Below are 22,648 nucleotides of genomic sequence, written 5' to 3'. Positions count from 1 at the left end.
GCTGTACTTGACGCTGCGATTAACAACGACTTTGTGCCCCACCTGTACAGTTATAACCAAATATTTTCAAATTACCGGACATATGCAGATTTCCATGAACATTCAATCCCATAAAACCTTTTTCGGCCCCCTTATCAAATGAAGGCACATCTTGTGTCGAGGTAGAAAAACCGTCTTCGGTATTATAGGTGCGTGCTGTATAAGTGTCATAAGTACCTGTATTGGCATAACCTTCTAGTGCACCACCCCCTGTACCCGTTTCAATCGACACTGTACTGAAACCCAAGTTTCTGATTTTCAAAGGTTTGTCATCATAAAAGCTGACTTTCATCGCTGTTTGCGGTTCATTACGATGATTAATGATGGTTGTTCCATCGATAGAAAACTTGTCAATCTGAATCGTGCCCTGAATACCTTTAAATACTAACCATTTTTTATTCCCATTGGCATCGACATGATTATTTGGGGCTATTGCCAAACGGCAAAACTGTTTTGTTGCACCACATGTTGTCGGATCTAAAACATAAAATACTTCTAGTGGATTATCATTTCCATCAAGTCGAGAAATTGTATCTTTGGTTAAATCTGTGGCGTAAATATGATTTAAGGATAAAGTCCAGTTAAGGTCTGCTCCGCCCTGTCCTACTGTCTCAGTTAACTCTTGCTGATTAAGGACTTCCAATCCGGCTTGACTGAGCATAGAGGTACATATCAATGCGCAGAGGGTCAATAATTTGGACATTTTTATACTCCCTTACAGACCAGTTGTTCTAATTTTTAAATGCTGAATCAGTACGCCATCAATGACTGCAGACCCAAAATTCTTACTTATACCATCAGTACTCTTGAATACGACTCCCGTGGAGTTGGGGCCATCTTTGGCGCGCAGCAAATTTGTTCCTGGGATACGCTCTGTAGTCCCTATTGAAATACTACTGTGAGTGGCGTTACGGCCTTGATAAAGCACGGTCGCATCTGAAGCATTATTTTTAATCGGCGTACCACAACTATAGACATTACAGGTTGAACCTTTTAAATCAGATTCTCCTAGTCCACCCCCATAATTCTGATAAATTTGATTATAGATAGCAGGAATATTTGGAATACGTGTCACTTCTAAAATAATATTATTGCCTTCTGAACCGACCACAAAAGGCTGATACATATTACCGAGCACCAGGTTAATATTTGGACTATATAAATATAAACCCTCAGAATCATGAAATATGGGAGCAGCACTTCCGTTTAAGGCTGGGGTCGGGACATTACCATCAAGTGCATCTGTTTTTGCTGCGGTACTTAGACGAATACCTTTACTGTTAAGATTGCTATCGCTACTGCTTAGAGTTTCTGGCCGATCATTGGTATTTAAACGAACGATACTTGCCATTCCTAAAGTTTGATTATAGTCCTTATTATCCGATTCCAAGGTTTGGAATAACCGAACTTGCGAACCATTTAAACTGAGACCATTGGCAACAAATTGCGTTCTTAATCGGTAATTTGTATCAAGCCCTGAAGTGGGCCCACCTGTTATAGGATCGACAACATTAGAGGAATTAAGCTCACGTGCAAAAATATCACTCCAAAACCCCAATTTAATATTATTATCACTTTCATCTGGAGCAATCTTGGCAAGAGGCGCTTCTAGAGCAATATAGCCTACATCTTTAGCAGCGTCCTTAAACTGTTTGACGCTTTCAGTTCCTGCCCGGAATAACCAAGGATTATCTGCAGATCCCCAACTAAAACCCTGATTACTGTATCGCGTGCTCAGCGAGTCATCACTTTTTGATAATGCCAGACCATAAATGAAAACATCTGCCTTGGTACGCAGGCTTCCAATATTGGCATTTTGTGCAGCAGCTTTTGCCATATTTATTGCATTTCGTACAACTTCATCATGCACGGTATTACTGGCTGTTGTTGCCTGTTCTTTCGCATAATCTGCAGCCAACTGATTTAGCATTTCAGTGGTCTTGGCTGCAAGCTGACTATCTACTGTATTTTTAATGACATTTGCACGAACATAGCTTGGAAACTGCTGTTTAAAACTTTGGTAAAAAGGTGAATTTGGAAGATTCGCTGCATAATTATTTCCGTATAACAATTCAATCATTTCCAGAGTATTTTTAAGTGCAGCTGCTTTCGACCGATCAGTTAACCATGGGGTAATTGACTCTTTTGTTGTACCATCATTTACAAAATTCAAGCCAGCTGAACTACCATTATAATAATCAGCATAACGCTGATCATAATACTGTTTCATAATTGGTGAATCGAGATATTGTTGGACTAGACTACCACGATAGCTAGCAGCATATTCAGCTGTAATTTCACTCGCTACGCGGGTACGATTGTCTGTAATATAAGCATCTCGGCTTGATGCATACGTATCTCCATATACATGGTTATAGATTCTCGCACGTTCAGCTAGATAAGCATTATGGTAAGTATTGCTATAAACTTTATCGTATAAACGCTCCCCTAGCTTTTCATAGTTTTCACCAGTTGGAATAATGCGAATAAAACCCGTATCCGCCTGTCCCGGATTTTCAATACCTCTGGCATAACTGGAACCAGCAGAAATATCTTTAGGGCCTTGAAACACCATTTTAAAATCATCAAGTACGAGCGCAACCCCCTCACCCGTGGTGTCAGAAAGAGAAGAATCTGATAATTCCTGCATCGCATGCGCAGAAGGCAACAGGATTAAACCAATTGTCATTGCTAAATAATTTTTGCGAAATTTAAATAGATCTTTTATCTGAGTCATCTCACTCTTTCCTTTTTATCCGATGCTCCGCATCTTTATGTTTCAGCTTCCCAGCCGCTACATTTTGTTTTTTATGATGCATTGCATCTTTTTTATGGTTATTCGGAATCTATTATGCTGACTTTTAATACAGATGCCAAAGTCAATTGAAGTAAAAACCTGAGTTTCCGATGAATGAAAATCTCAAAAAAATAAACGGGACATATAGTCCCGTTATTCAATATTTTAAACTGCTTAGGTCTTCGGCAAAGTAACGCCAGTTTGGCCTTGATATTTTCCGCCACGATCTTTATATGACGTTTCACACACTTCATCAGACTCAAAAAATAGCATTTGTGCGACACCTTCCCCTGCATAAATACGCGCAGGAAGGTTGGTGGTATTTGAGAACTCTAAAGTTACATGACCTTCCCACTCTGGCTCAAGCGGAGTGACGTTGACAATGATACCGCAACGCGCATAAGTCGACTTGCCCAGGCAAACCGTCAGTACATTACGTGGAATACGGAAATACTCGATGGTACGGGCCAATGCAAATGAGTTCGGTGGAATAATACAAACATCCGATTCAATATCAATAAAGCTGCGTTCATCAAAGTTCTTCGGATCGACAATTGCAGAATGCACATTGGTAAATACTTTAAATTCCCGTGCACAACGCACGTCATAACCATAGCTCGATACGCCATACGAAATCAGCTTTTGACCATTTTCATCCAAACGTACCTGGTTTTCTGCATACGGTTCAATCATGCCGTGTTTTTCGCTCATTTCGCGAATCCAACGATCAGACTTAATTGCCATTGATATAATCCAAAAATCTTAAGAACAAGTTATTGCGACGTACTTTAACTGAAATTGCCCCCAATGAAAATAAGTGAAGCGCTTGCAGCCACAGTGGATAAAAAATTGCTGATAGATATCAGCTTATAAACTTAAAAGTGCAGAATAGCTTAAAGGAATCGAAAAGCTCATTAACACCAGTGATGCGGTTTTTTGCAGGTTTTTTTGATTGAGCCAGCGACTGTTTTTTCTGGCCAGTATTGAGCCGAGGAAAGTCCAGAAGAATGCAATCGGAATCAGCAAAACCAGGAATACTAACATATGAGTCACATAGTGCTGACTGCTTTTCCAGACAATCACCGGAAAGATCGCTGAAGCAAATAAAAGTGCTTTAGGATTTAACAAGGTTGCCAGAAATAGTTCTCGTGCACGAATCGAGACATTTTCAAAATTTTCACTGAGTTCTGCCGTGCGCCATAATTTCACAGCCAGAAAAAGGATATAGCCGGCACTAAACAGCTTGAGAATGGTCGGCAAAAGCGGAAGATGAACGGAAATTTTTCCGATCAGAATGCCCCAAAAGCTAATGGCAATCAGATAGCCAAAGGCTTCAGCAGGAATTAAACGAAATGTTTTTTTAAATCCGACCTGTATGCCTGAAGATGCCAATAAGGTATTGGTTGGGCCTGGTGTTAAAAGAATGGTTGCCACTAAACCAATAAAAAACCATGAAATCATAGTTTGACCTCGCTCTAATCCGCGTAGCATAGAATAGTTCGGTCAATGCTGCAAAAAAATAATTGTAAGAGAACATATAATCAGAATTCACACTGAATTAAATCAATTTAATTCAATCACTTGAAACCATTTTGGGACCAATACGCAACAGTCATTTCAGTCAATTTTCTTAATTTAAAGCTGTTTATTTCCGTGAATTATTAATAAAAAAGCCCTAACTTGAATTAGGGCTTAAATATGTGAACTCTCTATTTAATGGGTCAATTAGAAAATTCGGCTCTGATCTTTTTCGGCCTTAGGTAGCTGCGCTGCAATTTTTTCTGCAATCAGCATATAGCTTTCGGCTGCATCATCTCCGGCAATGACTGAAGGTGTGCCAGCATCGGCATTTTCACGAATTTCAGCATCTAAAGGTAAGCGACCCAATAATGGAATATGATATTGCTCAGACAGTTTATCTCCACCGCCTGTGCCAAAAATCTGTTCTTCAAAACCACAATTTGAACAGATATGGGTCGACATATTTTCAATCACGCCCATGATCGGAATTTGCACACGGTTAAACAGTTCAATGCCTTTGGTCGCATCGAGTAGGGCCACGTTTTGTGGTGTGGTGACAATCACTGCCCCGGTTACCGGAATGCGCTGTGCCAACGTCAACTGGATATCCCCTGTACCGGGTGGCATATCAATCATCAGAACATCAAGATCTGGCCATAAGGTCTGGTTAAATAATTGCATCAATGCACCGGTGGCTTTCGGTCCACGCCAAGCCACTGGAGTATTGTGATCACCAGTTAAATGGCCAATCGATAACACTGCCATTCCATAGGCTTCGATAGGGACAAACTGTTCCGCTTCGATCATCGGCGTTTTGCCCGCATTACCGAGCATGGTCGGAATACTCGGACCATAAATATCGGCATCCAGCACACCGACCTTTAAGCCTAATTTTTGCAGAGCCAGTGCCAGATTCACTGTAGTCGTCGATTTACCTACACCGCCCTTGCCGGATGACACCAGAATCACATTTTGAATACGTGGATGTTTTGGTACATCACGTTGCTGAGGTGCAGCTTTTTGAATCGGTGGATTATTGGGATCAGCTTCTTCTTGTTTTGCAGGCTGGGCGGAGGCATCCACCACAGGGGGAAGATTGGGTTTTGCTTCTGCTTTAGGCTGACTGGAACAGCTTTCACCTTTGGCATGCTTATGCCCGCAGCCATCCGATTTATGACTTTTAGGCCCAGTTTTTTGCTGAATCACATGCATATTCAGTTCTTGAATACCACATTTTTGCAAAGCTTGCGCCAGTTCATCATGGATTTGTTGCAGATCTTGTTTTTCTTCAGGATAAGTATTTAAGGTGATTTGTAGGATCTCAGCTTGAACATTGACCTGAGTAATACGCTGTTTGAGCGGATCATTTGAATTTGGCAACAGATAGTTTTGCAATACTTTTTGCACAGCTTCTTCGTTCACCTCCTGCGAAGGTGAAAAGACCGATTTGAGCGAAGAAAGCCACGACATAGGTTACTCCAAAACTATAGATAGATATCCGAATGGCATAGTTTAACGGGGTTTTCGCTTAAGGTTAAGCACTCTGCCGAGAAGATCGAGGAGATATCTGCAATTTCCAACCATTTTACTTGGTTTTGTTGGATTGTAGCGGATAGGCATGCTAAAAGTGAATCAATCAAAGTAAAGCCAACTGGATTCTTTTTGATGTGAAAATTGATGTAGAAGGATTTTTATTGATTTTAGGTGTAGCAAGCCACTTTAACCCTCTTTGATTAAAGTGGCTCTACAATAATCACAGTCTATTTATGATTTTTATTATTTTCAGACTTGTGCTGCTGATCCTTGGCATTTTTATCCTGATCTTCTTTAGATTCACTCTTGTCAGACTGACCTGATTTCGAGTCTGAATTTTGAGCTTTGGCATCTTTTTGCTGATCAGAATCATTGCCCTGAGATTGATTTTCTTTCATTTTATTCATGCTATCAGTTGCCATCTGTTTCAGCTCACCCAGCTTGGTAGAGGCTTCACTGACTAACTCAGTAATCTTCTGTTTTGTATCTTCAAACTTATGTACAGCCTCATCTTTTAAATTGGCCATGCTTGCCTGTTGATCGGTCTGAGCTTCTTTAGCATTTTGTTTATCTGACTGATTCGATGATTTATCTTCAGTGCTATGATCAGCTTTTGCCTTTTTTGCGTCATCTGAACCTTGATCATCATTTTTCTGGCCGTTGGACTTGCCATGTTTTAGCTCATTCAGAAGTTTTTCGCCTTTTTGTAATAGCTCCTCACCAATCGCAATTGCCTTCACTTTTAAATCATCCATCTTAAAGCTTTCAGTTTTGTTATCTGATTGCTCATTTTTCGAATCATCTTTTTGATCAGATGGCTGCTCTTTAGAGGCTTTATCCTTCGATTCCGAGTCAGCACCTGTATCTTTAGAGTTTTGTTTACTATCAGAATTTTCATCAGTCTGGTGTGGCTTTGTGTCTTGTGTATCATGCGACTGATTGTGCTTCTGGTCATTCTGGTTTTGCTTTTGCTCTTCTTTGGCTTTCTGATTTAATTGTTTCTCATGTTGTTCTTTGTCTTGATTTTGCTTTGAACTATTGCTCTGGTTCTGCTGAGTCATGAGGTACCCTCCTTAGGCATATCATATAAACAATCAGCCATTTTTTAGCACAAAGTGTGGGGCAAATCGGGCGCAGTAAGCAAACTGCAACAAAGCCTGTACATGTTGTTGCTATTGTTTGCAGTCTGTAGCATGAGCTGCGCCCAATCAGTATTGCAAAGTCAATAATCCAACTCTTTTGGATTCTGGCGATTCAAGTCCATCAATTACTTGAGGTTTCGACAAAGCCTGGCTTGGTAAGCCTGTCAGCACATTTTCTTTGGCTTCTCACTCAAATGCCGTTATAACATAGTTTCCAAAGCCAAAGAGTCAGTGTTGCCAATTCACAGCAGATGTTTATAGGATGCAAATGCATCAGGAGATATTATTTCAAGTCAGATACGCAAGGTGCTCATAAAGCTCACCGCAGAGAACAACCAGATCAACAGAATGAAGCTGCGTGCTTGATTGAAGTTGTCGACATCTGTGCCATGTAGCATGTTATGACGGGTCATGGTCACATTCGAGCTTGAATCCATTTTATAGGCAGCAAGTTCAGCAAAATACGGATTCAGTTCAATCGCAATTTTAGACTTATGCCACAGGCTTTTAATTTCATTGCCTTTTAAACCCGGTACGATTTTATAGACATCGACAAACTTGGTGCCATTTTGCTTGAGGAAACCTGCTTTGATCAGGATATCTGTCAAAATACCTTCGAGCTGCGCATAGACATTTGGAATACAACCGCTGTAAAAGCCAAGTTTGTACATTTTCAAGCTTTCAAGCAGCACCAAACGGCGCTTGGCTTTGATGTCTTCATCAATCTCTAAGGCATCAAAGGCTTTCAGCATTTCAGTTTGGAAATATTCGCTATTGATCATATCGAGTAGCTTAAATTGCTCAATATCTTCAAACTGGTGAGTGGCCGGCCAAAAATGCATCAAATTTAAAGCATCATTGGCAAACTTCGCGCCAATGGGTTGATCGAGCTGATCTGCCAGCACTTGGAAATAAGCATCTTGCGCGACTAAACCCGATAAGTTTTTGATTAAAAGTGTATGTTCATCTGCCGAGATGTCTTCAAGATAAGCTTCTGCATCTTTTAAAATCTGACTGCCCAACTGTTTTTGACTCGCTGCATTTTGTTTAATACGCGTGACAGGTTGGTCAAAATCAAAATCATCTTCGTCAATCATGGTTTTCTAGCTCAAAGCTTTTAGATCAATGGCTTATTATCACTGTTATTGGCAACGCAATATAGGGAAATCTACATTTCCAAGACATTCTGTAAATACAAAGACCTTTCGACACGAATTCGCGGTGAAATGGAATTGATTCGCTTAAAGGATTGCTTTGTATTCGGACCTGCATCAGGTAAAATCATCCACCTTGCATAATATACGAATGAGAGAGTCATATCCGTGCGTAATATCTTAGTCACTAACGCCCTTCCATACGCCAATGGCCCGATTCATATGGGTCACCTACTCGGTTATATCCAAGCTGATATTTGGGTACGTGCGATGCGTGCAATGGGTCATGATGTGACTTATGTCTGCGCGGACGATGCTCACGGCACAGCCATCATGTTACGTGCTGAAGCCAACGGGATTTCACCGGAAGCACAAATTGCCAACGTGCAAAAAGAACATATTCGTGATTTTGACGGTTTTGCAGTGCACTTCGATCATTATGATTCTACCCATAGCGATACCAACCGTGCACGTGCATCTGAAATCTATCTCAAAAACCGTGATGCCGGCAATATCGCGGTTCGTCCTGTCACCCAGCTTTTCGATCCTGAAAAAGGCATGTTCCTCTCCGACCGTTTCATTAAAGGCACCTGCCCGAAATGTAAAGTAGAAGATCAATATGGCGATTCATGTGAAGTTTGCGGTGCAACTTATAATGCAACCGAATTATTGAACCCACATTCGACTTTAAGCGGTGCAACACCTGTCGAAAAATCATCTGACCATTACTTCTTTAAGTTGCCGAATTTTGGTGAATACCTGCAAAAATGGACACGTGATGAAGGCCGCTTACCGGTCTCGATTGCCAACAAATTAGATGAATGGTTTGAAAATGGCCTGAACGATTGGGATATCTCGCGTGATGCGCCATATTTCGGTTTTGAAATTCCAGACGCACCCAACAAATACTTTTACGTGTGGGTCGATGCGCCAATTGGCTACATGTCGAGTTTTGAAAACTATATCAAAACCAAACGTCCTGATTTAAGCTTTGATGACTACTGGAAAAAAGATTCTAAAAATGAGGTGTATCACTTCATTGGTAAAGACATTGTGTATTTCCATGCGCTGTTCTGGCCGGCAATGCTAGAAGGTGCTAACTACCGTACGCCATCAGGTTTATTTGTAAACGGTTTCTTGACTGTCAATGGTCAGAAGATGTCGAAATCTCGCGGCACATTTATTAAAGCGGAAACCTATTTAGAACATTTAAACCCTGAATATTTACGCTACTACTTCGCGTCGAAACTTTCGGATAAAGTTGAAGATTCTGACTTGAATCTGGATGATTTTGTGCAGAAAGTAAATTCTGACTTGGTTGGTAAAGTGGTCAACATTGCCAGCCGTTGTGCGAAGTTCATCAATACTAAATTTGACAATAAATTATCTGCAACTTGTGCAGAGCCTGAATTGGTTCAAAGCTTCATTGATGCGGGTGATTCAATCGCAGCGCAATATGAGTCACGTGAGTTCTCTGCTGCGATTCGTGAAATCATGGCACTTGCAGATAAAGCCAATCAATATATCGATGAGAAAAAGCCTTGGGCGCTGGCGAAGCAGGAAGGCCAGGAACAACAAGTACATGACGTATGTTCTGTCGGTATTAACCTGTTCCGTCAATTGGCTGTTTATTTGGCTCCGGTGTTGCCAATACTGGCGCAACAAGTTCAAGATTTCTTGCAATTAGAATCTTTCAACTTCGCTTCTCGTGAAACGATTCTGCTGGGTCATGAAATTGCATTGTTCCAACCATTGATGCAACGTGTAGATCCAAAAGCGGTTGCCGCAATGGTCGATGCGTCTAAAGATTCTTTGGCTGCCCCTGCTGAAACAGCAAAAACGGAAAAGAAAAAAGAGAAGAAAGCATCGACGAAGCCTGAAGCTAAAGTCGGCGAAGCTGAAATTATTAATATTGATGATTTTATGAAAGTTGACCTGCGTGTGGCTGAGGTTTTGGAAGCTGCAACGGTTGAAGGTTCTGACAAACTTCTTCAATTGACTTTAAATGTAGGCGAAGCTGAACCACGTAATGTATTTAGCGGTATTCGTGAGTTCTACCAACCTGAAGACCTAAAAGGCAAATTGGTGGTGATGGTGGCAAACCTTGCACCACGTAAAATGCGTTTTGGTATTTCTAACGGTATGGTGTTGGCAGCGGGTAATGGCGACGGTGTTTGGGTGATTTTACCTGAATCTGGTGCTCAACCGGGTGATAAGGTTTCTTAAGATTTAGACACTTATAAAAAGCCCTGCTATATTCTAGTGGGGCTTTTTTATATAAGTTATTTTAATGAATCTAGAACTAAAAGAAATTAATGAATCAATAAATGCTATTTCTAATTCTATTGATCAAGGTGCTTGGCAAGAAGCTGCTCTAAGAAGTGAAATCATTTTCGACTCTCTAAAAAAATTTGCGAAATCAGAAATAGTTTTGCAACTTCGTTTTAATTTAGCAGGATTATTCATTGATTCAGGTTTTTTTCTAAAAAATAAAGATTCTATTTCTAAAGGAATACAAATTTTAGAAGAAGATTCAGAATTTTATGCAATGAAATTTAATGTTAGCTATTTTTATAATTTAGCAAATGCTAAGTTATCCATTGCAAATGATTGCGGATATAAAAATGATCTTGTTAGTTATGAAGAAAGTATTTTATATAGTGAAGCCAAAAATCTCTATTGGCAAGTTTTAAAACTATAGATAAAGATGCGGAATCTTCTCTCTATTATCAAAATATAATTAATTTGGCTAATACTCTAAAACAGCAGTATCGATTTTCCGAAGCGATGCATCTGTATGAGAAAATAGTCCGAACAAAATTAGATTATCCTGAAGCCTTTATCAATAGAACTACATGCTTAGAAATGTTTGATAAATTTCTAAATCATCGTAGTGAAAAAATGATTCAAGAAATTATAAAAGGTTATACCTTTGCATATTTTTCCCCATTTTCACCCAATGCATATAAGCAAGGTTACTTAGAAAAAATTCATTTTTTACAATCACAGATTAATAATTTTGATGAAGACACTGATATTAAAAAAAATAAAGAAGAACTATTGCAAATGTCTAAATTTAGACAATGGTGTATTAAGGAAAATTTAACACTTAATGTTCATGGCATGTACTGTTCATGTATAGCTAATGAACGAGATAATTTAACATTATTAGAAGGGATTATTTTTTCAAACAAAATTCTTCAACACGAGCAGTATTTGAACCGCATTAAAGCTGAATTTTCCCTAGTCAGAACTTTATACTATGAAGCAAAATTTACTGATAGTTCTATATTTGATTTTGAAAGTTGTTATTCGGAACTGCATGAACAAGAAATTATAAATATTGGGTCAGAGAAATTAAGGACGTGTTTTAGACTATGCTTTTCTATACTAGATAAATTAGCAATTTTTCTTTGCCAATATTTCGGATTAACAATTAATAAAAATACCGCTTTTAATAATTTTTGGCATACAAATAAATTAAAACTTGAAGAAAAAGAAAATTTTGCTTTGATTGCAATTAATAGTCTTATATACGATCTAAATGAAAAAAATGGGCAATTTGGATTTTATAAAATTTGGCGAAACTCGCTAGAGCATCATATTTTATTTTTAGTACCTGATTCATTTGAGTTCTCAAATGATTCGACACATACTTATGTAAAAATCAGCGATTTTGAAAGTAGTCTTCAGAATTTACTTCAATTTACTAGATCTGCTATTTTTTCGACTGTGTTCGCAATTGTTGAAGATTTACGCCAAACACAACCTAAAGATCACGTAAACGCAATGAGTATTACAATACATAAGAAAGATTTTAATCAAATTTACTAATATGATAAAAAAGAAACAATCCTTTAGAACCTAAAAGAAATCTATGAAAACTATAAAACCATTATTCCTAACGCTAGCTCTAAGCAGCCCTTACCACCCAAGCAACTGAACCCACAATTATCCAACCTCAAAAACAAGTCGCTGGCTACTACCATCACCAAATCGGCAACACCCAAATCACCATCCTACTCGATGATACAAACTACTTAAACCCATCCATGTTTAAAGGCTTAATCAATACATAAAAAAGCCTCTATCTCTAGAGGCTTTTTTATTGCTGGGTCACTTAGCCTTGCAACACAAATTCCCAAATCACATAGCCCAGTCCAAAACCAAGTAGTGAATATAAGGTAATAATGAAAAATACAAAGCTGGCATTGTTTTTTCTTTTCCAAAAACTCATCGCGACACCCAAAGCTTGTTCGTAATACCCTATGTTAACGAGCTTTTAATAAAAAGTGAAATACATCTAAGCATTTTATTTATAATAATATTTTTACAAAAAACACATTCTTTACTTTCAAAAAATCAATATACAGATTCACACTGAATTTTTAGTACAGATGCTAAATCGCCATTTCGATTTAAAAAAATAGTAAATATATTCATATTCTTTTTTATCAATATCCATGCTAATACATAGAGTTGACTTTAATTACATAAGAATAGCCATGAAATACCTCAGCTCTTCTCTTGTCGGATCACTCCTTGCTTTAGGTTCATTGGCAGGTATTTCCCCAACACACGCACAAACGCCTTCCACTTTAGAACAACAAAAACAGGTTCCCGGATATTATCAATACAGCTTTGGAGATTACCAGATTACTGCCCTGCTGGATGGCACCAATTATTTAGCCAAAGCCTTGTTTAAGGATATTCCTGAAGCAGAAGTGAATCAGATTTTAAAAAAATATTATGTTGACCAAAGCAAAGGCATCCAGACCTCCGTCAATGCTTTCCTGGTAAATACAGGCAAAGAACTGGTCTTGGTGGATAGCGGTGCTTCTAGCTGTAATGGGCCAAACTTTGGGTCTATTTATTCAAATTTACAGGCATCTGGACAAAAGCCTGAGCAAGTCAATTCAATCTTATTAACGCATTTACATCCTGATCATGTTTGCGGCATCAGTAATAACGGCGTTGCCAATTTTGTCAATGCGAATATTTATGTATCGCGAGCCGAACTGGATTTCTGGATGAATCCTAAAAGTGTAGAAAAATTACCAAAAGCAAAACAGGCTGGTTTTTTGGGTACAGTCGATAAAATCAAGAAAGCCATCGCACCTTATCAGGCCAAAGGTCAGTTAAAGACCTTTAAGGCTAGCGATAAAATCCATGGTTTTGATGTGATCAGTTCAGCTGGGCATACACCGGGACATTTTGGTTTTAGCTTAAAATCCAAGGGTCAGGAGATGATATTTATTGGGGATATTGTACATTCCCATACCATTCAGTTTGACCGTCCACAGACCGCTATAGATTTTGATATCGATCCGAAAAAAGCGGTTGAAACCCGCTTAAAGTATTTTGCGGAATATGCAAAGAATGGCCAGACGGTGGCAGCACCACATTTACCATTTCCGGGGATTGGGCATGTCTATTCTAAAGATGCTAAAAGCTACCAATGGATCCCCTTGCATTTTAAAGATTAATTTCAAATGATCAGCTGTCCCTTGGAAAGCTAGCAAGAATGATCACTTTCCAAGGATGAGGACTTCAACTGTTGAAACTATTTCATTCCGAAAATAAGTTTTAGTCCGAGCACGGTCATCACCGCACCTGCTGCCCGGTCAAACAATGCCTTAAACTTTAAATACACACGGCGCGGCTTTTCAGCAGAAAGTGCGACAGCCACGAGTGAGCACCAGCCAGCATCAATAAAGAAACATAAAATGGGCAAAGCAAAGTAGAAATAGTTCGGAATTTCTTTTGGTAATAAGGCGGTAAAAATACTGGCCAGCACAATCGCAATTTTTGGATTCGACAACTGCGTGATTAAACCTGTGGTAAAAGCGCGACGTAAAGACATCTGTTTGGTAATGCTCGAATCTGCCTCAATCGGATCTTTGGCATGCTTAATAATTTTAAAAGCCAGCCAAAGTAAATATAGCCCCCCACAAATTTTTAAGGCCAGATAAGCCGACGGCACAGCCAGCAAAAATGCCTGCAAACCCAGTACTGCCAGCAAACCGAAAATTGCTGCACCTAGACCAGTCCCCAGTGCAGTAAATAAACCATGTTTACGTGAAATCGCAATTGAATTTTTTGCCACATAAATAGAAGTCGGCCCGGGACTCATCGCACCTAACATCAGGGCAACAGCAATTGAGCCTAAAATCCAGAATGATTCCACGAGATAACCTGACTTAAAAATTGAAGGATTATTTTAAGCAAAAACCGAATCATTTGCTTTAAAAATTTCAGTATTGGTCAGGAATTTTAGTTACTGTAATGGCCTACTGTTTTAACTGATCCTGAGCAATGAATTGCGTGTCTAACAGTTGGTAATCCTGATCATGTACCGGTACACCACCAATAATCATGGTACGGGTCTCTGTTTTAGGTTTATTCATCGCATCATCACAGCCCGACAAACTGAGCATTACACCAACCAAAACAGCATAGGACAATATTTTCATTATTCTACCCTCCTCAGGGTTTCCTGTATTTAGATTAGCATCCCTGCTTAAATAATCAGCAGAATATTTGTGACATTCTGCGTCAATTTTTATCTCATGCCTAAAAATGACTTATTCTCAATCCCTAATCTTTACTGCTTTCGCTATAATGGCCGAATAACTGACTGTGTTAATTTTTATGTTTGCAGAGATTGCCCAAAATATTCCCGATCAACAGATTAATTTTCACGATATTATTTTAACAATACGTCGTCTGGATCTGGTACATCCGCAAATTTCAGGCAACAAGTTTTTTAAACTGAAATACAATTTTCTGGAAGCACAAAGACAGGGTTATCGGCAGATTCTCAGCTTTGGTGGTGCGTATTCCAATCATATTGCGGCCACTGCATTTGCCGCACAGCAGTTTGGTTTTCAGAGTGTGGGGGTTATTCGGGGTGAGGAGCTGGCCCATCGGCCACTCAATCCGACTTTAGCCACCGCACGGCAGTTGGGGATGCAGCTACATTTTGTCAGTCGTGAACACTATCGTCGCAAGCAACAGCCTGAGTATCTGGCCGAACTCGCACAACAATTTCCTGAGCATTATTTCATTCCTGAAGGTGGAACCAACGCTTTGGCCATTCGGGGCTGTCAGGAAATTTTGAGCCCGCAAGATACTCAATTTGATGTGGTTTGCTGCGCAGTAGGCACTGGTGGAACCATCACCGGTCTGATCGAAGCCAGTCAGGCGCATCAGCAGGTTTTAGGATTTTCAGCGCTGCAAGGCTCTTTTTTAAAAGATGAAGTCGCGCAACTAACCAGCAAAACCAACTGGACTATTCTGGATGATTATTGCTGTGGCGGCTATGCCAAAACCAGCACAGCCCTCATGCAGTTTATTCGGGATTTTGAAATCGAATTTGCCATTCCACTAGAGCAGGTCTATACCGCTAAAATGTTGATGGGCATCTTTGATTTGATTGAAAAAGATTATTTCCCAGCAGGATCTAGACTGCTGGTGATTCATAGCGGTGGGTTGCAAGGCCGTAACATGGATACTACTTCTACAATTGCTTAAGCCTGAATCGGTTGATTATTATTCAGCGCAATCATCCCTTTGACCAAGCGGTAGATATGCCAGATAAAGACCAAAAATATGATTAGAAATCCGATCAAGATCATAGTTAATAAGCCACCAACAATATAACCCAGCAAACTGACCCAGAAGGTTTTAATTTGCCAGTCCACATGACTTTCCAGCCAGGTGCCGCGCATTTCATCACGTTTAATATAGTTCATGATAATGGCTATAAATGGGGTCACACCCAGAAAAAACCCCAGAATATAAAGAATATAACTGATCAGGTTGTATTGTTTTAGATCCTCTGACGTTGCCATAAGCCCTGCCTTATTATTGTGACTTTTGTAAAACTGTACAAAAACTATGCATGATTTTAAGCCGACTTACAAATATTTTATGTTTAAACTCTAATACGGATTGGCAATCAGCCTGTTGATTGTTCAGGAATAGAGAAAGCGGAAATAAAATTGTCTATAATGCTTTCCTTTTGTTCTCCCTCGAGTGTTTTATGTCTTCCAAGCAATACGATGTTCTCGTCATAGGTGCCGGTGCTTCAGGTTTAATGACGGCGTATATGGCTGCACAACGTGGACGTAAAGTCGTAGTGGTGGAAAAAGCCAATAAAGTTGGCAAAAAAATCCTGATGTCTGGCGGCGGTAAATGTAATTTTACCAATCTGGAGGTCGAACCAAGCCATTATATTTCGCATAATCCACATTTCGTCATTTCAGCATTAACGCGTTATAGCAATTGGGACTTTATTGGCCTGGTCTGTGAATATGGTATTGCTTATGAAGAGCGCAAACATGGACAACTGTTTACCCTCAATGGTGCAAAAGATATTCTGTCGATGCTGTTGGCAGAATGTGACAAGACCGGTCTGGTCGATCTTAAAACCAGCTGCGAAGTAAAGGCAGTCAATCCAGTCGATGATCAAGGATTTCAAGTCGCTACATCACTTGGATATTTTGAGGTTGAATCTGTGGTGGTGGCATCGGGTGGCTTGTCCATCCCGACGCTGGGGGGTTCGGGCATTGGCTATGATATCGCAAAACAGTTTGGACATCATGTTTATCCAACCCGTGCCGGTTTGGTGCCCTTCACTTTCTCTGATGGATTTAAGGAGGTGACGACTCGTTTGAGTGGCAATGCCGTAGAAGCGACACTCTCCAATGAGCTCAACAGTTTCACCGAAGCACTGCTGTTTACCCATCGTGGTTTAAGTGGCCCAAGCTCCCTGCAATTGTCCAATTACTGGAATGTCGGTCAAAGCTTTCAAGTCGATTTCTTACCAAGTGTAGATTTACTGGATTTCTTTAAAACCAAAAAACAAAGCCAGCCCAAAGTGTTATTGCGCACTTTACTCAATGAGTTTTTACCGAAAAGTGTCGTGGCTGAATTACAGAGTCTAATCTGGACTGACGTCACTGAAACCGCAATTGGCAATATCAGTGATAATCAACTGGAGCAGATTGCGACACGGCTGCATGGTTTTGAAGTGAAACCATCCGGAACAGAAGGCTACCGTACTGCGGAAGTGACTTTGGGCGGTGTGGATACCAGCGAGGTTTCTTCAAAAACCATGGAAAGTCAAAAGCAGAAAGGCCTGTATTTTATTGGTGAGGTGCTGGACGTTACCGGACATTTGGGCGGCTATAATTTCCAATGGGCATGGTCATCTGCGCATGCCGCATCGGAATATATTTAATCAATAGATCATCAAGACTGATATTTAGTTCATTCCAGATAATCTGTCTTAAACAGCTTGAGATTGGCCGTATTTCCTAAACGGTCAATCGTCAGCTGCATTTTTCGAGTGGCTTCTCGCAAATATAGCGGTGCTTCATCTGCTGAAGTGTTCTTGAATGTATATGATAGTGTTTGCCACATGATGTTGATCTCCCTTTTTTATATTTTTAATGCAAGAAGAATACCAAAATCATTTTAGTATTCACCTGAATAGTATATATTTCTTAAAGGCCAAATTCTATTGTTTGTTATTCAGCAGAATTCTTTCAGTTAAATTCGTCTGTATCAGGTATTTTCCTATCCAGCGCTCGCTCTGACTGCTCGTCCTGTTTGCTCTTCACAAAAATAAATCGATAGGCCGCGGTAAAAAAGCCAATGGTAATTCCCGCGATAACCAAAGGAGCCAGAACTTTGTTGGGTTTCTTGCTATTCATTTATTTTTCCTCGTGACTGAAAAAAATCGACCACATGAGCGTGGCCGATTTTGGTTAAAAATGACAGGTTATTTCAGGTCATCTTTTTTCTGAGTGGAACGATCAATATCGACATTTGGTTCTTTTTCTCCGGTTGAACCAAATGGATTATTGACTGGCGGATGAGTCGGATCGACTTTTACTGAATCAGGTACGGCTTGATCCGCATCCGGATTGACCGGATCAATACCCAATGATTCATCATCCTGCGGTGCAGTGGTGAGGATTGCCGGTGTGGTATGCGATAAGTCCGTACTCATTGGCGTAGTACCCTCTGCGTCTGAATCTTGATTTGGCACAATACCTGCTCCTGGCGTAGTGGTTGAAGAATCAGTAGTACCGGTCATGTTTTGTGAACGGTCGGAGTATTGTCCCATTGATGTATCTGTAGAACCCATCCCCATCGCTGCACCTGTCGTGCCTGCCATGTCCGTTGTACTTGAAGTACTCTGAGTACCTAATCCTGAAAATATGCTGTTTTCAGCTTGATCTTTGACTGGATTCGGTTCTTTGGCTTCGCGTTTTGCTTTATCAATCAGATCTGTTAAAACTCGCTCCGCAGGCTGACGACCACCCAGACCAAAAGCCAGAGCAAATGCTACTGCGACAGCACCCAGCGTTAAACCAAATGCCAGGTTCACAATCGAGTCGGCAATACCCATGGCACGTAGACCCATGGCAACGACCAAGCCCATAATCAGGACACGCACCAGATTCGCTAACCAGCGTGAGCTGTTATATTCACCGCGTTGTACGATGTTCGCGACAATATTTGCCAGCCAGAAACCGATCACCAGAATCACGGCACCGAGCAAGATGTTGGCGCCGAAGTAAATAAACATCGCAATCAGGCCGCTCACCTGTTCAAAGCCGAGACGGTCTGCTGCTTCGGACACTGCAAATAACATGGTGAACAATACGATCAGATAACCGACCACACTCGAAAGTTTAGTGGTGCCTAAAAAACGCTGTACATCCAGTTTGGCAGGAATTTCATCAACACCTGTACCCGATACCACTTCAACCACCAGACGTGCGACCAGTTTAGAGACCACATAAGCCAGAATCAGAATTAAGGCAGCAGCAATAATATTCGGAATGGCATTCATGATTTCATACAGCATCGCCGTGGCAGGCTGAGAAATCGCTTCGACACCCAATGCTTCAAAAGCAATAATCAATGCAGTAATGATCACGACAGCGAAGATGAATGAACCAATCACCTGTGCCACATTGGAATTTTTGAAAATACCTACTTTTTCAGCTTGTTGTTGTACATTCAGACTGTTTAATAGGCCTTCAACAATACCGCGAACAATTTTTGCCAGAATATAACCGACAAAAATGATCACTGCAGCAATAAAGATATTTGGTAAGTAGCTTACGACATCAGTCAGCATATTCTGAACTGGTAACAACAGACCGTTGAGTCCCAGAATAGACAGTACGATTGGCAAGAACAGTAATAAAATTAACCAGTAAGCAATTTCACTGATGTTCTGACTAATGGGACTGACACCCACTTCAGCACTGAGTTTTTCGTCTAGTTGGGTTCGGTCAAGTAGCTTTTGTAGCCCTATTTTCACCAGGTTGGCGACAATCCACCCTATGAATCCGACTGCAATTGCACCTAGTAACTGCGGGATAAATAACAGGAATTGCTGAATCATATTACTGAAAGGACCACTGATACTGGTCAGGTTGAGTACATTCAGTGAACCAATTACGGCAATAATCAGAATAATCCAGAACACCACCCGGGCAATAATACTTTCGATATTAGAGCGATGGCCTGTCGCCGTATTTAAGTGTGTATTGGTTCCAAGTTTTTGCAAGACTTTCTTGACTGCTGCCGAAACCAGTAATGCAATGATCCAACCAATGACTAATATGGCAATTGCACTCAGAATGGGATGAAACTGATCCCAATAATACATGGCGTCGAAGCCGCCACGCGGACTTCTCATATAATCATTCATGTTGTTTTACCCTCTTTGTTATTAAGCTATTTATCTGAAATCGGGAGCCTATCCTTGAAACATTCAGCCCCTTCTTCTTTCGGATTCACCTTCAGATTTGATGTTTTTAGACTTGAGCCAGCTAGCTATCATTAGCTTAAACATCACAATATATTGCAAAAAAGCCCCAGTGGTTTCACTAGAGCTTTTGATATATGTCTGAGTTATCGAGCCGCCTGTGCATCATCTGTCGCAGTTGCTGTTGCTTCTGTTCCATCACCTAGCGTTGCAGTAGCTTCTGTAGGTTCACCGACTGGAGTCGTATTGTTTGGTGTCGCAGGTTGCACATTAGGGTTCGGATGTCCAGCAGGTGCATCATTTGCGTCTGGATTCATGTCAGCAAACATATAGAACAGTAATGCCAGTAAAAAGATACCTACCAAAATCAAGATGTAAACAGGAATACGCTTTTTTTGCGTCACTGCTGTCTGATGATCTAAAGGTGGTTTTTTATTGAAATCATCGACCATAACCATCCTCACTCTTTGTTATTCATAAGTAGATTTTTAGCATAACAAGCAGTTACAACAGCTTCTGTGACAAAACATGGTGAGATGGTGACGGGATGTAAGTTATATGTATGAATAATATTTAGAATAATCTTTAAGCAAGCGTGTTTATTTTTAATTCACTGATCGCTACTGGTTGATGGTGAACAGGTTTAACTCAGCATTATCCTGCTATTCATTTTTCCCTCATGTGAATGACATAGAAAATTACTGGCAGATCAACACATCTAATTGCTTGAATAATTGCAACACTATTCGCTTAAACCTTCTTATAGAGCGATATAAAGCGTATCAGAAAAGAAAAAGGCTCTATAATCACGCTGATAATGAGGTTTAGCTTCTCCATTCTTTTCCAATCCCAGTTTGCTTGAGTTGCCTGAGTGGTATGCAGTCCTTTGAAATTCAAGAGCTTCAGTACGCGACCTCAGGGCAGAACCAACACTAAAATTTGCGCTAAACAATAGCACTGCTCAGTTTCTATAAAATGGGCTATAATGTGTCCCTCATTTTTTTATTTCATCGAGCTCTATGGCGTATCGTCAACAAAGTGTATCGTTGGATCTTGACACTGATGTCACCCACCAATGCACTTTGCATCATACTCGCGATCAGCATCTGATCGGGATTATCGAATTCAGTAAACCGAGTTTTGCACTGCGCTGGCAAGACCTGGAGTATTTCCGTCGTCGTACTGAAGAGTTTTCCGTGATGCCTTTCCCGGACTGTGTCAACGCAATGATTATCGATATCCGAGATGTAACAGCATGGCTTGACAATGAAGTGCCAATTATTCCATGGCGTTTATTGGAAGAGGATTGTCCGGTACGCTTAGTCGTCCCTGCGGATCGTCTTGAGCACTACGCTGGATTCTTTGAACCGACCTGGCTCAGTTCCGATGTCGAAACGGCCATTCAAGAAATTCGTGAATCGATGGATATGTTTGTGCATTAAGCTTGAACCGATAAAAAAACCTCCAGTTTGGAGGTTTTTTTATGACTTTTTCTTTCTTATGCTTGTAGTTCAATCTCTTTATTTATTTGCATTCCTTTGAGCATCTCGCAGATTTCCTTTTCTGATTCAGTAACATTTCAGCAATAAATTCAGCTTGAGTCATGCTTGAATCATCAACTAAGATGAATATAAACGAATACTTAGACTTTATAGCAATAATCAGAATATTGTCTTAGCAGCGCCTGAAAACGGGCGTACTCATAATAATTGAAAATGAAAAATGGAGTTTCACGATGAAAGCAAAGACTCAATTCGCTACGCTGCTGTGTGCCAGTGCCCTGACCTTGGGACTGAGTGCCTGTAGTGATAATCAGGCACCAAGCAATCAGCAAGGCAGCCAGAATACTTCTGGCACGCTCAATAAGATCAAACAGTCCGGCACGATTGTATTAGGTTATCGTGACTCCTCGATTCCATTTTCTTATATCGCTGACAATCCGAATCAGCCGGTCGGCTATGCCCATGACCTGCAACTAAAAGTGGTCGAAGCCGTCAAACAAAAGCTGAATCTTCCTGATTTAAAAATCCGCTACAACCTGGTGACCAGCCAGAACCGGATTCCACTGGTCTCCAACGGTACGGTTGATCTGGAATGTGGCTCGACGACGAATAATAAGGAACGCCAGCAACAGGTCGATTTCTCTGTTGGCTTTTTTCAAGTAGGTTCCCGTCTATTAACCGCAACCAATTCTGGTATTCAAGATTTTAGCGATCTGAAAGGCAAAAAACTGGTGACCACTGCCGGCACCACATCGGAACGCTATATTCGTCAGCATGAAAAAGAATTGGGCATTGGTGAAATTATTTCGACCAAAGACCATGCAGAATCCTTTTTAATGCTGCAAAGTGGCCGTGCTGCTGCCTTTATGATGGATGACATTTTACTGGCGGGAGAAAAATCCAAGGCTAAAAATCCGCAACAATGGCACATTGTAGGTACAGCGCCCATCAATGAAATCTATGGCTGTATGTTACGTAAGGGAGACCCCGAATTTAAGCAGGTGGTAGATGACGCGATTAAAGCCACATATAGCTCCGGTGAAATCAATAGCATGTACCAGAAATGGTTCCAGTCGCCAATTCCACCGAAAAATATCAACCTGAACTTTGCCATGTCTGATGACTTGAAGGCCCTGATCAGCACCCCGCATGATCGCGATCAATAG

Annotated in this window: 23 protein-coding genes; 8 read left to right on the top strand and 15 right to left on the bottom strand. The window is 40.5% G+C overall.

All coding sequences use genetic code 11. From position 1 onward, the window contains the following. Positions 1–19: 19 nt before the first annotated feature. From FTU44_RS04045 to FTU44_RS04015, 7 genes are all read right to left on the bottom strand, one after another. A complete protein-coding gene (locus FTU44_RS04045) occupies positions 20–742 on the bottom strand; it encodes a hypothetical protein (RefSeq protein WP_180049562.1) in 723 nt (240 codons plus the stop codon). A gap of 12 nt (positions 743–754) precedes the next feature. After that, a complete protein-coding gene (locus FTU44_RS04040) occupies positions 755–2,776 on the bottom strand; it encodes a hypothetical protein (RefSeq protein ID WP_159138282.1) in 2,022 nt (673 codons plus the stop codon). A 234-nt stretch (positions 2,777–3,010) separates the two neighbouring features. Beyond that, complete coding sequence (gene dcd / locus FTU44_RS04035) at positions 3,011–3,580, bottom strand: dCTP deaminase (RefSeq protein WP_004280726.1); 570 nt, start codon at positions 3,578–3,580, stop codon at positions 3,011–3,013. Between the two features lie 123 nt (positions 3,581–3,703). After that, positions 3,704–4,297: a LysE family translocator gene (locus FTU44_RS04030; RefSeq protein ID WP_100329137.1), complete on the bottom strand. Its 594-nt coding sequence runs from the start codon at positions 4,295–4,297 to the stop codon at positions 3,704–3,706. A 264-nt stretch (positions 4,298–4,561) separates the two neighbouring features. Continuing rightward, on the bottom strand, positions 4,562–5,827 hold the full coding sequence (gene apbC / locus FTU44_RS04025) for an iron-sulfur cluster carrier protein ApbC (RefSeq protein ID WP_074383443.1): 1,266 nt from the start codon (positions 5,825–5,827) through the stop codon (positions 4,562–4,564). Positions 5,828–6,117: 290 nt separating this feature from the next. Next, positions 6,118–6,951 (bottom strand): hypothetical protein, encoded by an 834-nt coding sequence (locus tag FTU44_RS04020; RefSeq protein WP_180049560.1) that lies wholly within the window; start codon positions 6,949–6,951, stop codon positions 6,118–6,120. Positions 6,952–7,325: 374 nt separating this feature from the next. Further along, complete coding sequence (locus FTU44_RS04015; protein ID WP_180049558.1) at positions 7,326–8,129, bottom strand: hypothetical protein; 804 nt, start codon at positions 8,127–8,129, stop codon at positions 7,326–7,328. A 225-nt stretch (positions 8,130–8,354) separates the two neighbouring features. On the opposite strand from FTU44_RS04015, the gene metG reads away from it, so the two are divergent. The 3 genes from metG (at position 8,355) to FTU44_RS04005 (ending at position 12,020) form a co-directional block, all read left to right on the top strand. Then, complete coding sequence (metG, locus tag FTU44_RS04010) at positions 8,355–10,412, top strand: methionine--tRNA ligase (protein ID WP_159138284.1); 2,058 nt, start codon at positions 8,355–8,357, stop codon at positions 10,410–10,412. Between the two features lie 64 nt (positions 10,413–10,476). Next, positions 10,477–10,887, top strand: coding sequence for a hypothetical protein (locus FTU44_RS15170; protein ID WP_257226389.1), 411 nt, complete (start codon positions 10,477–10,479; stop codon positions 10,885–10,887). After that, complete coding sequence (locus FTU44_RS04005; protein WP_257226387.1) at positions 10,866–12,020, top strand: LA2681 family HEPN domain-containing protein; 1,155 nt, start codon at positions 10,866–10,868, stop codon at positions 12,018–12,020. The genes FTU44_RS15170 and FTU44_RS04005 overlap by 22 nt, the downstream gene beginning before the upstream one ends. A gap of 286 nt (positions 12,021–12,306) precedes the next feature. Here FTU44_RS04005 and FTU44_RS15320 read toward each other — a convergent pair whose 3' ends face one another. Continuing rightward, entirely contained in the window at positions 12,307–12,423 is a 117-nt protein-coding gene (locus tag FTU44_RS15320; RefSeq protein ID WP_086044934.1) for a hypothetical protein, read from the bottom strand. A 268-nt stretch (positions 12,424–12,691) separates the two neighbouring features. Here FTU44_RS15320 and FTU44_RS04000 point away from each other — a divergent pair, with 268 nt between their 5' ends. Continuing rightward, positions 12,692–13,672 carry an MBL fold metallo-hydrolase gene (locus FTU44_RS04000; RefSeq protein WP_100534915.1) on the top strand — a complete coding sequence of 327 codons (981 nt, stop codon included), beginning with the start codon at positions 12,692–12,694 and terminating at the stop codon, positions 13,670–13,672. Positions 13,673–13,749: 77 nt separating this feature from the next. Here the strand turns inward: FTU44_RS04000 and FTU44_RS03995 are convergent, their stop codons facing one another. Next, on the bottom strand, positions 13,750–14,373 hold the full coding sequence (locus tag FTU44_RS03995; protein ID WP_005097872.1) for a LysE family translocator: 624 nt from the start codon (positions 14,371–14,373) through the stop codon (positions 13,750–13,752). A 103-nt stretch (positions 14,374–14,476) separates the two neighbouring features. Beyond that, positions 14,477–14,659: an NF038215 family lipoprotein gene (locus tag FTU44_RS03990; protein ID WP_005169654.1), complete on the bottom strand. Its 183-nt coding sequence runs from the start codon at positions 14,657–14,659 to the stop codon at positions 14,477–14,479. A gap of 178 nt (positions 14,660–14,837) precedes the next feature. On the opposite strand from FTU44_RS03990, the gene FTU44_RS03985 reads away from it, so the two are divergent. Then, positions 14,838–15,719, top strand: a complete 882-nt coding sequence (locus FTU44_RS03985; RefSeq protein ID WP_180049556.1) for a 1-aminocyclopropane-1-carboxylate deaminase/D-cysteine desulfhydrase — start codon at positions 14,838–14,840, stop codon at positions 15,717–15,719. On the opposite strand, the gene FTU44_RS03980 is transcribed toward FTU44_RS03985, so the two are convergent. Next, positions 15,716–16,039, bottom strand: a complete 324-nt coding sequence (locus tag FTU44_RS03980; RefSeq protein WP_005169649.1) for a hypothetical protein — start codon at positions 16,037–16,039, stop codon at positions 15,716–15,718. The genes FTU44_RS03985 and FTU44_RS03980 overlap by 4 nt on opposite strands. Before the next feature lie 191 nt (positions 16,040–16,230). On the opposite strand from FTU44_RS03980, the gene FTU44_RS03975 reads away from it, so the two are divergent. Continuing rightward, positions 16,231–17,430, top strand: coding sequence for an NAD(P)/FAD-dependent oxidoreductase (locus FTU44_RS03975; RefSeq protein WP_180049554.1), 1,200 nt, complete (start codon positions 16,231–16,233; stop codon positions 17,428–17,430). A 29-nt stretch (positions 17,431–17,459) separates the two neighbouring features. On the opposite strand, the gene FTU44_RS03970 is transcribed toward FTU44_RS03975, so the two are convergent. From FTU44_RS03970 to FTU44_RS03955, 4 genes are all read right to left on the bottom strand, one after another. Beyond that, a complete protein-coding gene (locus FTU44_RS03970; RefSeq protein WP_167381268.1) occupies positions 17,460–17,612 on the bottom strand; it encodes a hypothetical protein in 153 nt (50 codons plus the stop codon). A gap of 125 nt (positions 17,613–17,737) precedes the next feature. Next, positions 17,738–17,905 (bottom strand): hypothetical protein, encoded by a 168-nt coding sequence (locus tag FTU44_RS03965; RefSeq protein WP_005097883.1) that lies wholly within the window; start codon positions 17,903–17,905, stop codon positions 17,738–17,740. A 68-nt stretch (positions 17,906–17,973) separates the two neighbouring features. Next, entirely contained in the window at positions 17,974–19,923 is a 1,950-nt protein-coding gene (locus FTU44_RS03960; RefSeq protein ID WP_074383455.1) for a mechanosensitive ion channel, read from the bottom strand. Positions 19,924–20,126: 203 nt separating this feature from the next. Continuing rightward, positions 20,127–20,432 carry a hypothetical protein gene (locus tag FTU44_RS03955; RefSeq protein WP_005097890.1) on the bottom strand — a complete coding sequence of 102 codons (306 nt, stop codon included), beginning with the start codon at positions 20,430–20,432 and terminating at the stop codon, positions 20,127–20,129. 567 nt (positions 20,433–20,999) lie between these two features. On the opposite strand from FTU44_RS03955, the gene FTU44_RS03950 reads away from it, so the two are divergent. Both FTU44_RS03950 and FTU44_RS03945 read left to right on the top strand, forming a co-directional pair. Then, on the top strand, positions 21,000–21,422 hold the full coding sequence (locus tag FTU44_RS03950) for a hypothetical protein (RefSeq protein ID WP_005097893.1): 423 nt from the start codon (positions 21,000–21,002) through the stop codon (positions 21,420–21,422). Positions 21,423–21,715: 293 nt separating this feature from the next. Beyond that, a complete protein-coding gene (locus FTU44_RS03945; protein WP_074383456.1) occupies positions 21,716–22,648 on the top strand; it encodes a transporter substrate-binding domain-containing protein in 933 nt (310 codons plus the stop codon).

The organism is Acinetobacter sp. YH12105, assembly GCF_013419095.1.
Taxonomy (GTDB): Bacteria; Pseudomonadota; Gammaproteobacteria; order Pseudomonadales; family Moraxellaceae; genus Acinetobacter; species Acinetobacter pseudolwoffii.
The sequence above is the reverse complement of the archived record's forward strand: the minus strand, read 5'-3'. Positions and strand labels throughout refer to the sequence as shown.

What these genes read in the sequence shown, in the direction of transcription:
- FTU44_RS04030 (WP_100329137.1), bottom strand. Translation starts at nt 4,297, where the DNA reads ATGATTTCATGGTTTTTTATTGGTTTAGTGGCAACCATTCTTTTAACA.
- apbC (WP_074383443.1), bottom strand. Translation starts at nt 5,827, where the DNA reads ATGTCGTGGCTTTCTTCGCTCAAATCGGTCTTTTCACCTTCGCAGGAG.
- FTU44_RS04020 (WP_180049560.1), bottom strand. Translation starts at nt 6,951, where the DNA reads ATGACTCAGCAGAACCAGAGCAATAGTTCAAAGCAAAATCAAGACAAA.
- FTU44_RS03975 (WP_180049554.1), top strand. Translation starts at nt 16,231, where the DNA reads ATGTCTTCCAAGCAATACGATGTTCTCGTCATAGGTGCCGGTGCTTCA.
- FTU44_RS03950 (WP_005097893.1), top strand. Translation starts at nt 21,000, where the DNA reads ATGGCGTATCGTCAACAAAGTGTATCGTTGGATCTTGACACTGATGTC.
- FTU44_RS04040 (WP_159138282.1), bottom strand. Translation starts at nt 2,776, where the DNA reads ATGACTCAGATAAAAGATCTATTTAAATTTCGCAAAAATTATTTAGCA.
- FTU44_RS03985 (WP_180049556.1), top strand. Translation starts at nt 14,838, where the DNA reads ATGTTTGCAGAGATTGCCCAAAATATTCCCGATCAACAGATTAATTTT.
- FTU44_RS15320 (WP_086044934.1), bottom strand. Translation starts at nt 12,423, where the DNA reads ATGAGTTTTTGGAAAAGAAAAAACAATGCCAGCTTTGTATTTTTCATT.
- FTU44_RS03945 (WP_074383456.1), top strand. Translation starts at nt 21,716, where the DNA reads ATGAAAGCAAAGACTCAATTCGCTACGCTGCTGTGTGCCAGTGCCCTG.
- FTU44_RS04045 (WP_180049562.1), bottom strand. Translation starts at nt 742, where the DNA reads ATGTCCAAATTATTGACCCTCTGCGCATTGATATGTACCTCTATGCTC.
- FTU44_RS03970 (WP_167381268.1), bottom strand. Translation starts at nt 17,612, where the DNA reads ATGTGGCAAACACTATCATATACATTCAAGAACACTTCAGCAGATGAA.
- FTU44_RS04015 (WP_180049558.1), bottom strand. Translation starts at nt 8,129, where the DNA reads ATGATTGACGAAGATGATTTTGATTTTGACCAACCTGTCACGCGTATT.
- FTU44_RS15170 (WP_257226389.1), top strand. Translation starts at nt 10,477, where the DNA reads ATGAATCTAGAACTAAAAGAAATTAATGAATCAATAAATGCTATTTCT.
- FTU44_RS03965 (WP_005097883.1), bottom strand. Translation starts at nt 17,905, where the DNA reads ATGAATAGCAAGAAACCCAACAAAGTTCTGGCTCCTTTGGTTATCGCG.
- FTU44_RS04000 (WP_100534915.1), top strand. Translation starts at nt 12,692, where the DNA reads ATGAAATACCTCAGCTCTTCTCTTGTCGGATCACTCCTTGCTTTAGGT.
- FTU44_RS03990 (WP_005169654.1), bottom strand. Translation starts at nt 14,659, where the DNA reads ATGAAAATATTGTCCTATGCTGTTTTGGTTGGTGTAATGCTCAGTTTG.
- FTU44_RS03955 (WP_005097890.1), bottom strand. Translation starts at nt 20,432, where the DNA reads ATGGTCGATGATTTCAATAAAAAACCACCTTTAGATCATCAGACAGCA.
- FTU44_RS03980 (WP_005169649.1), bottom strand. Translation starts at nt 16,039, where the DNA reads ATGGCAACGTCAGAGGATCTAAAACAATACAACCTGATCAGTTATATT.
- FTU44_RS03960 (WP_074383455.1), bottom strand. Translation starts at nt 19,923, where the DNA reads ATGAATGATTATATGAGAAGTCCGCGTGGCGGCTTCGACGCCATGTAT.
- dcd (WP_004280726.1), bottom strand. Translation starts at nt 3,580, where the DNA reads ATGGCAATTAAGTCTGATCGTTGGATTCGCGAAATGAGCGAAAAACAC.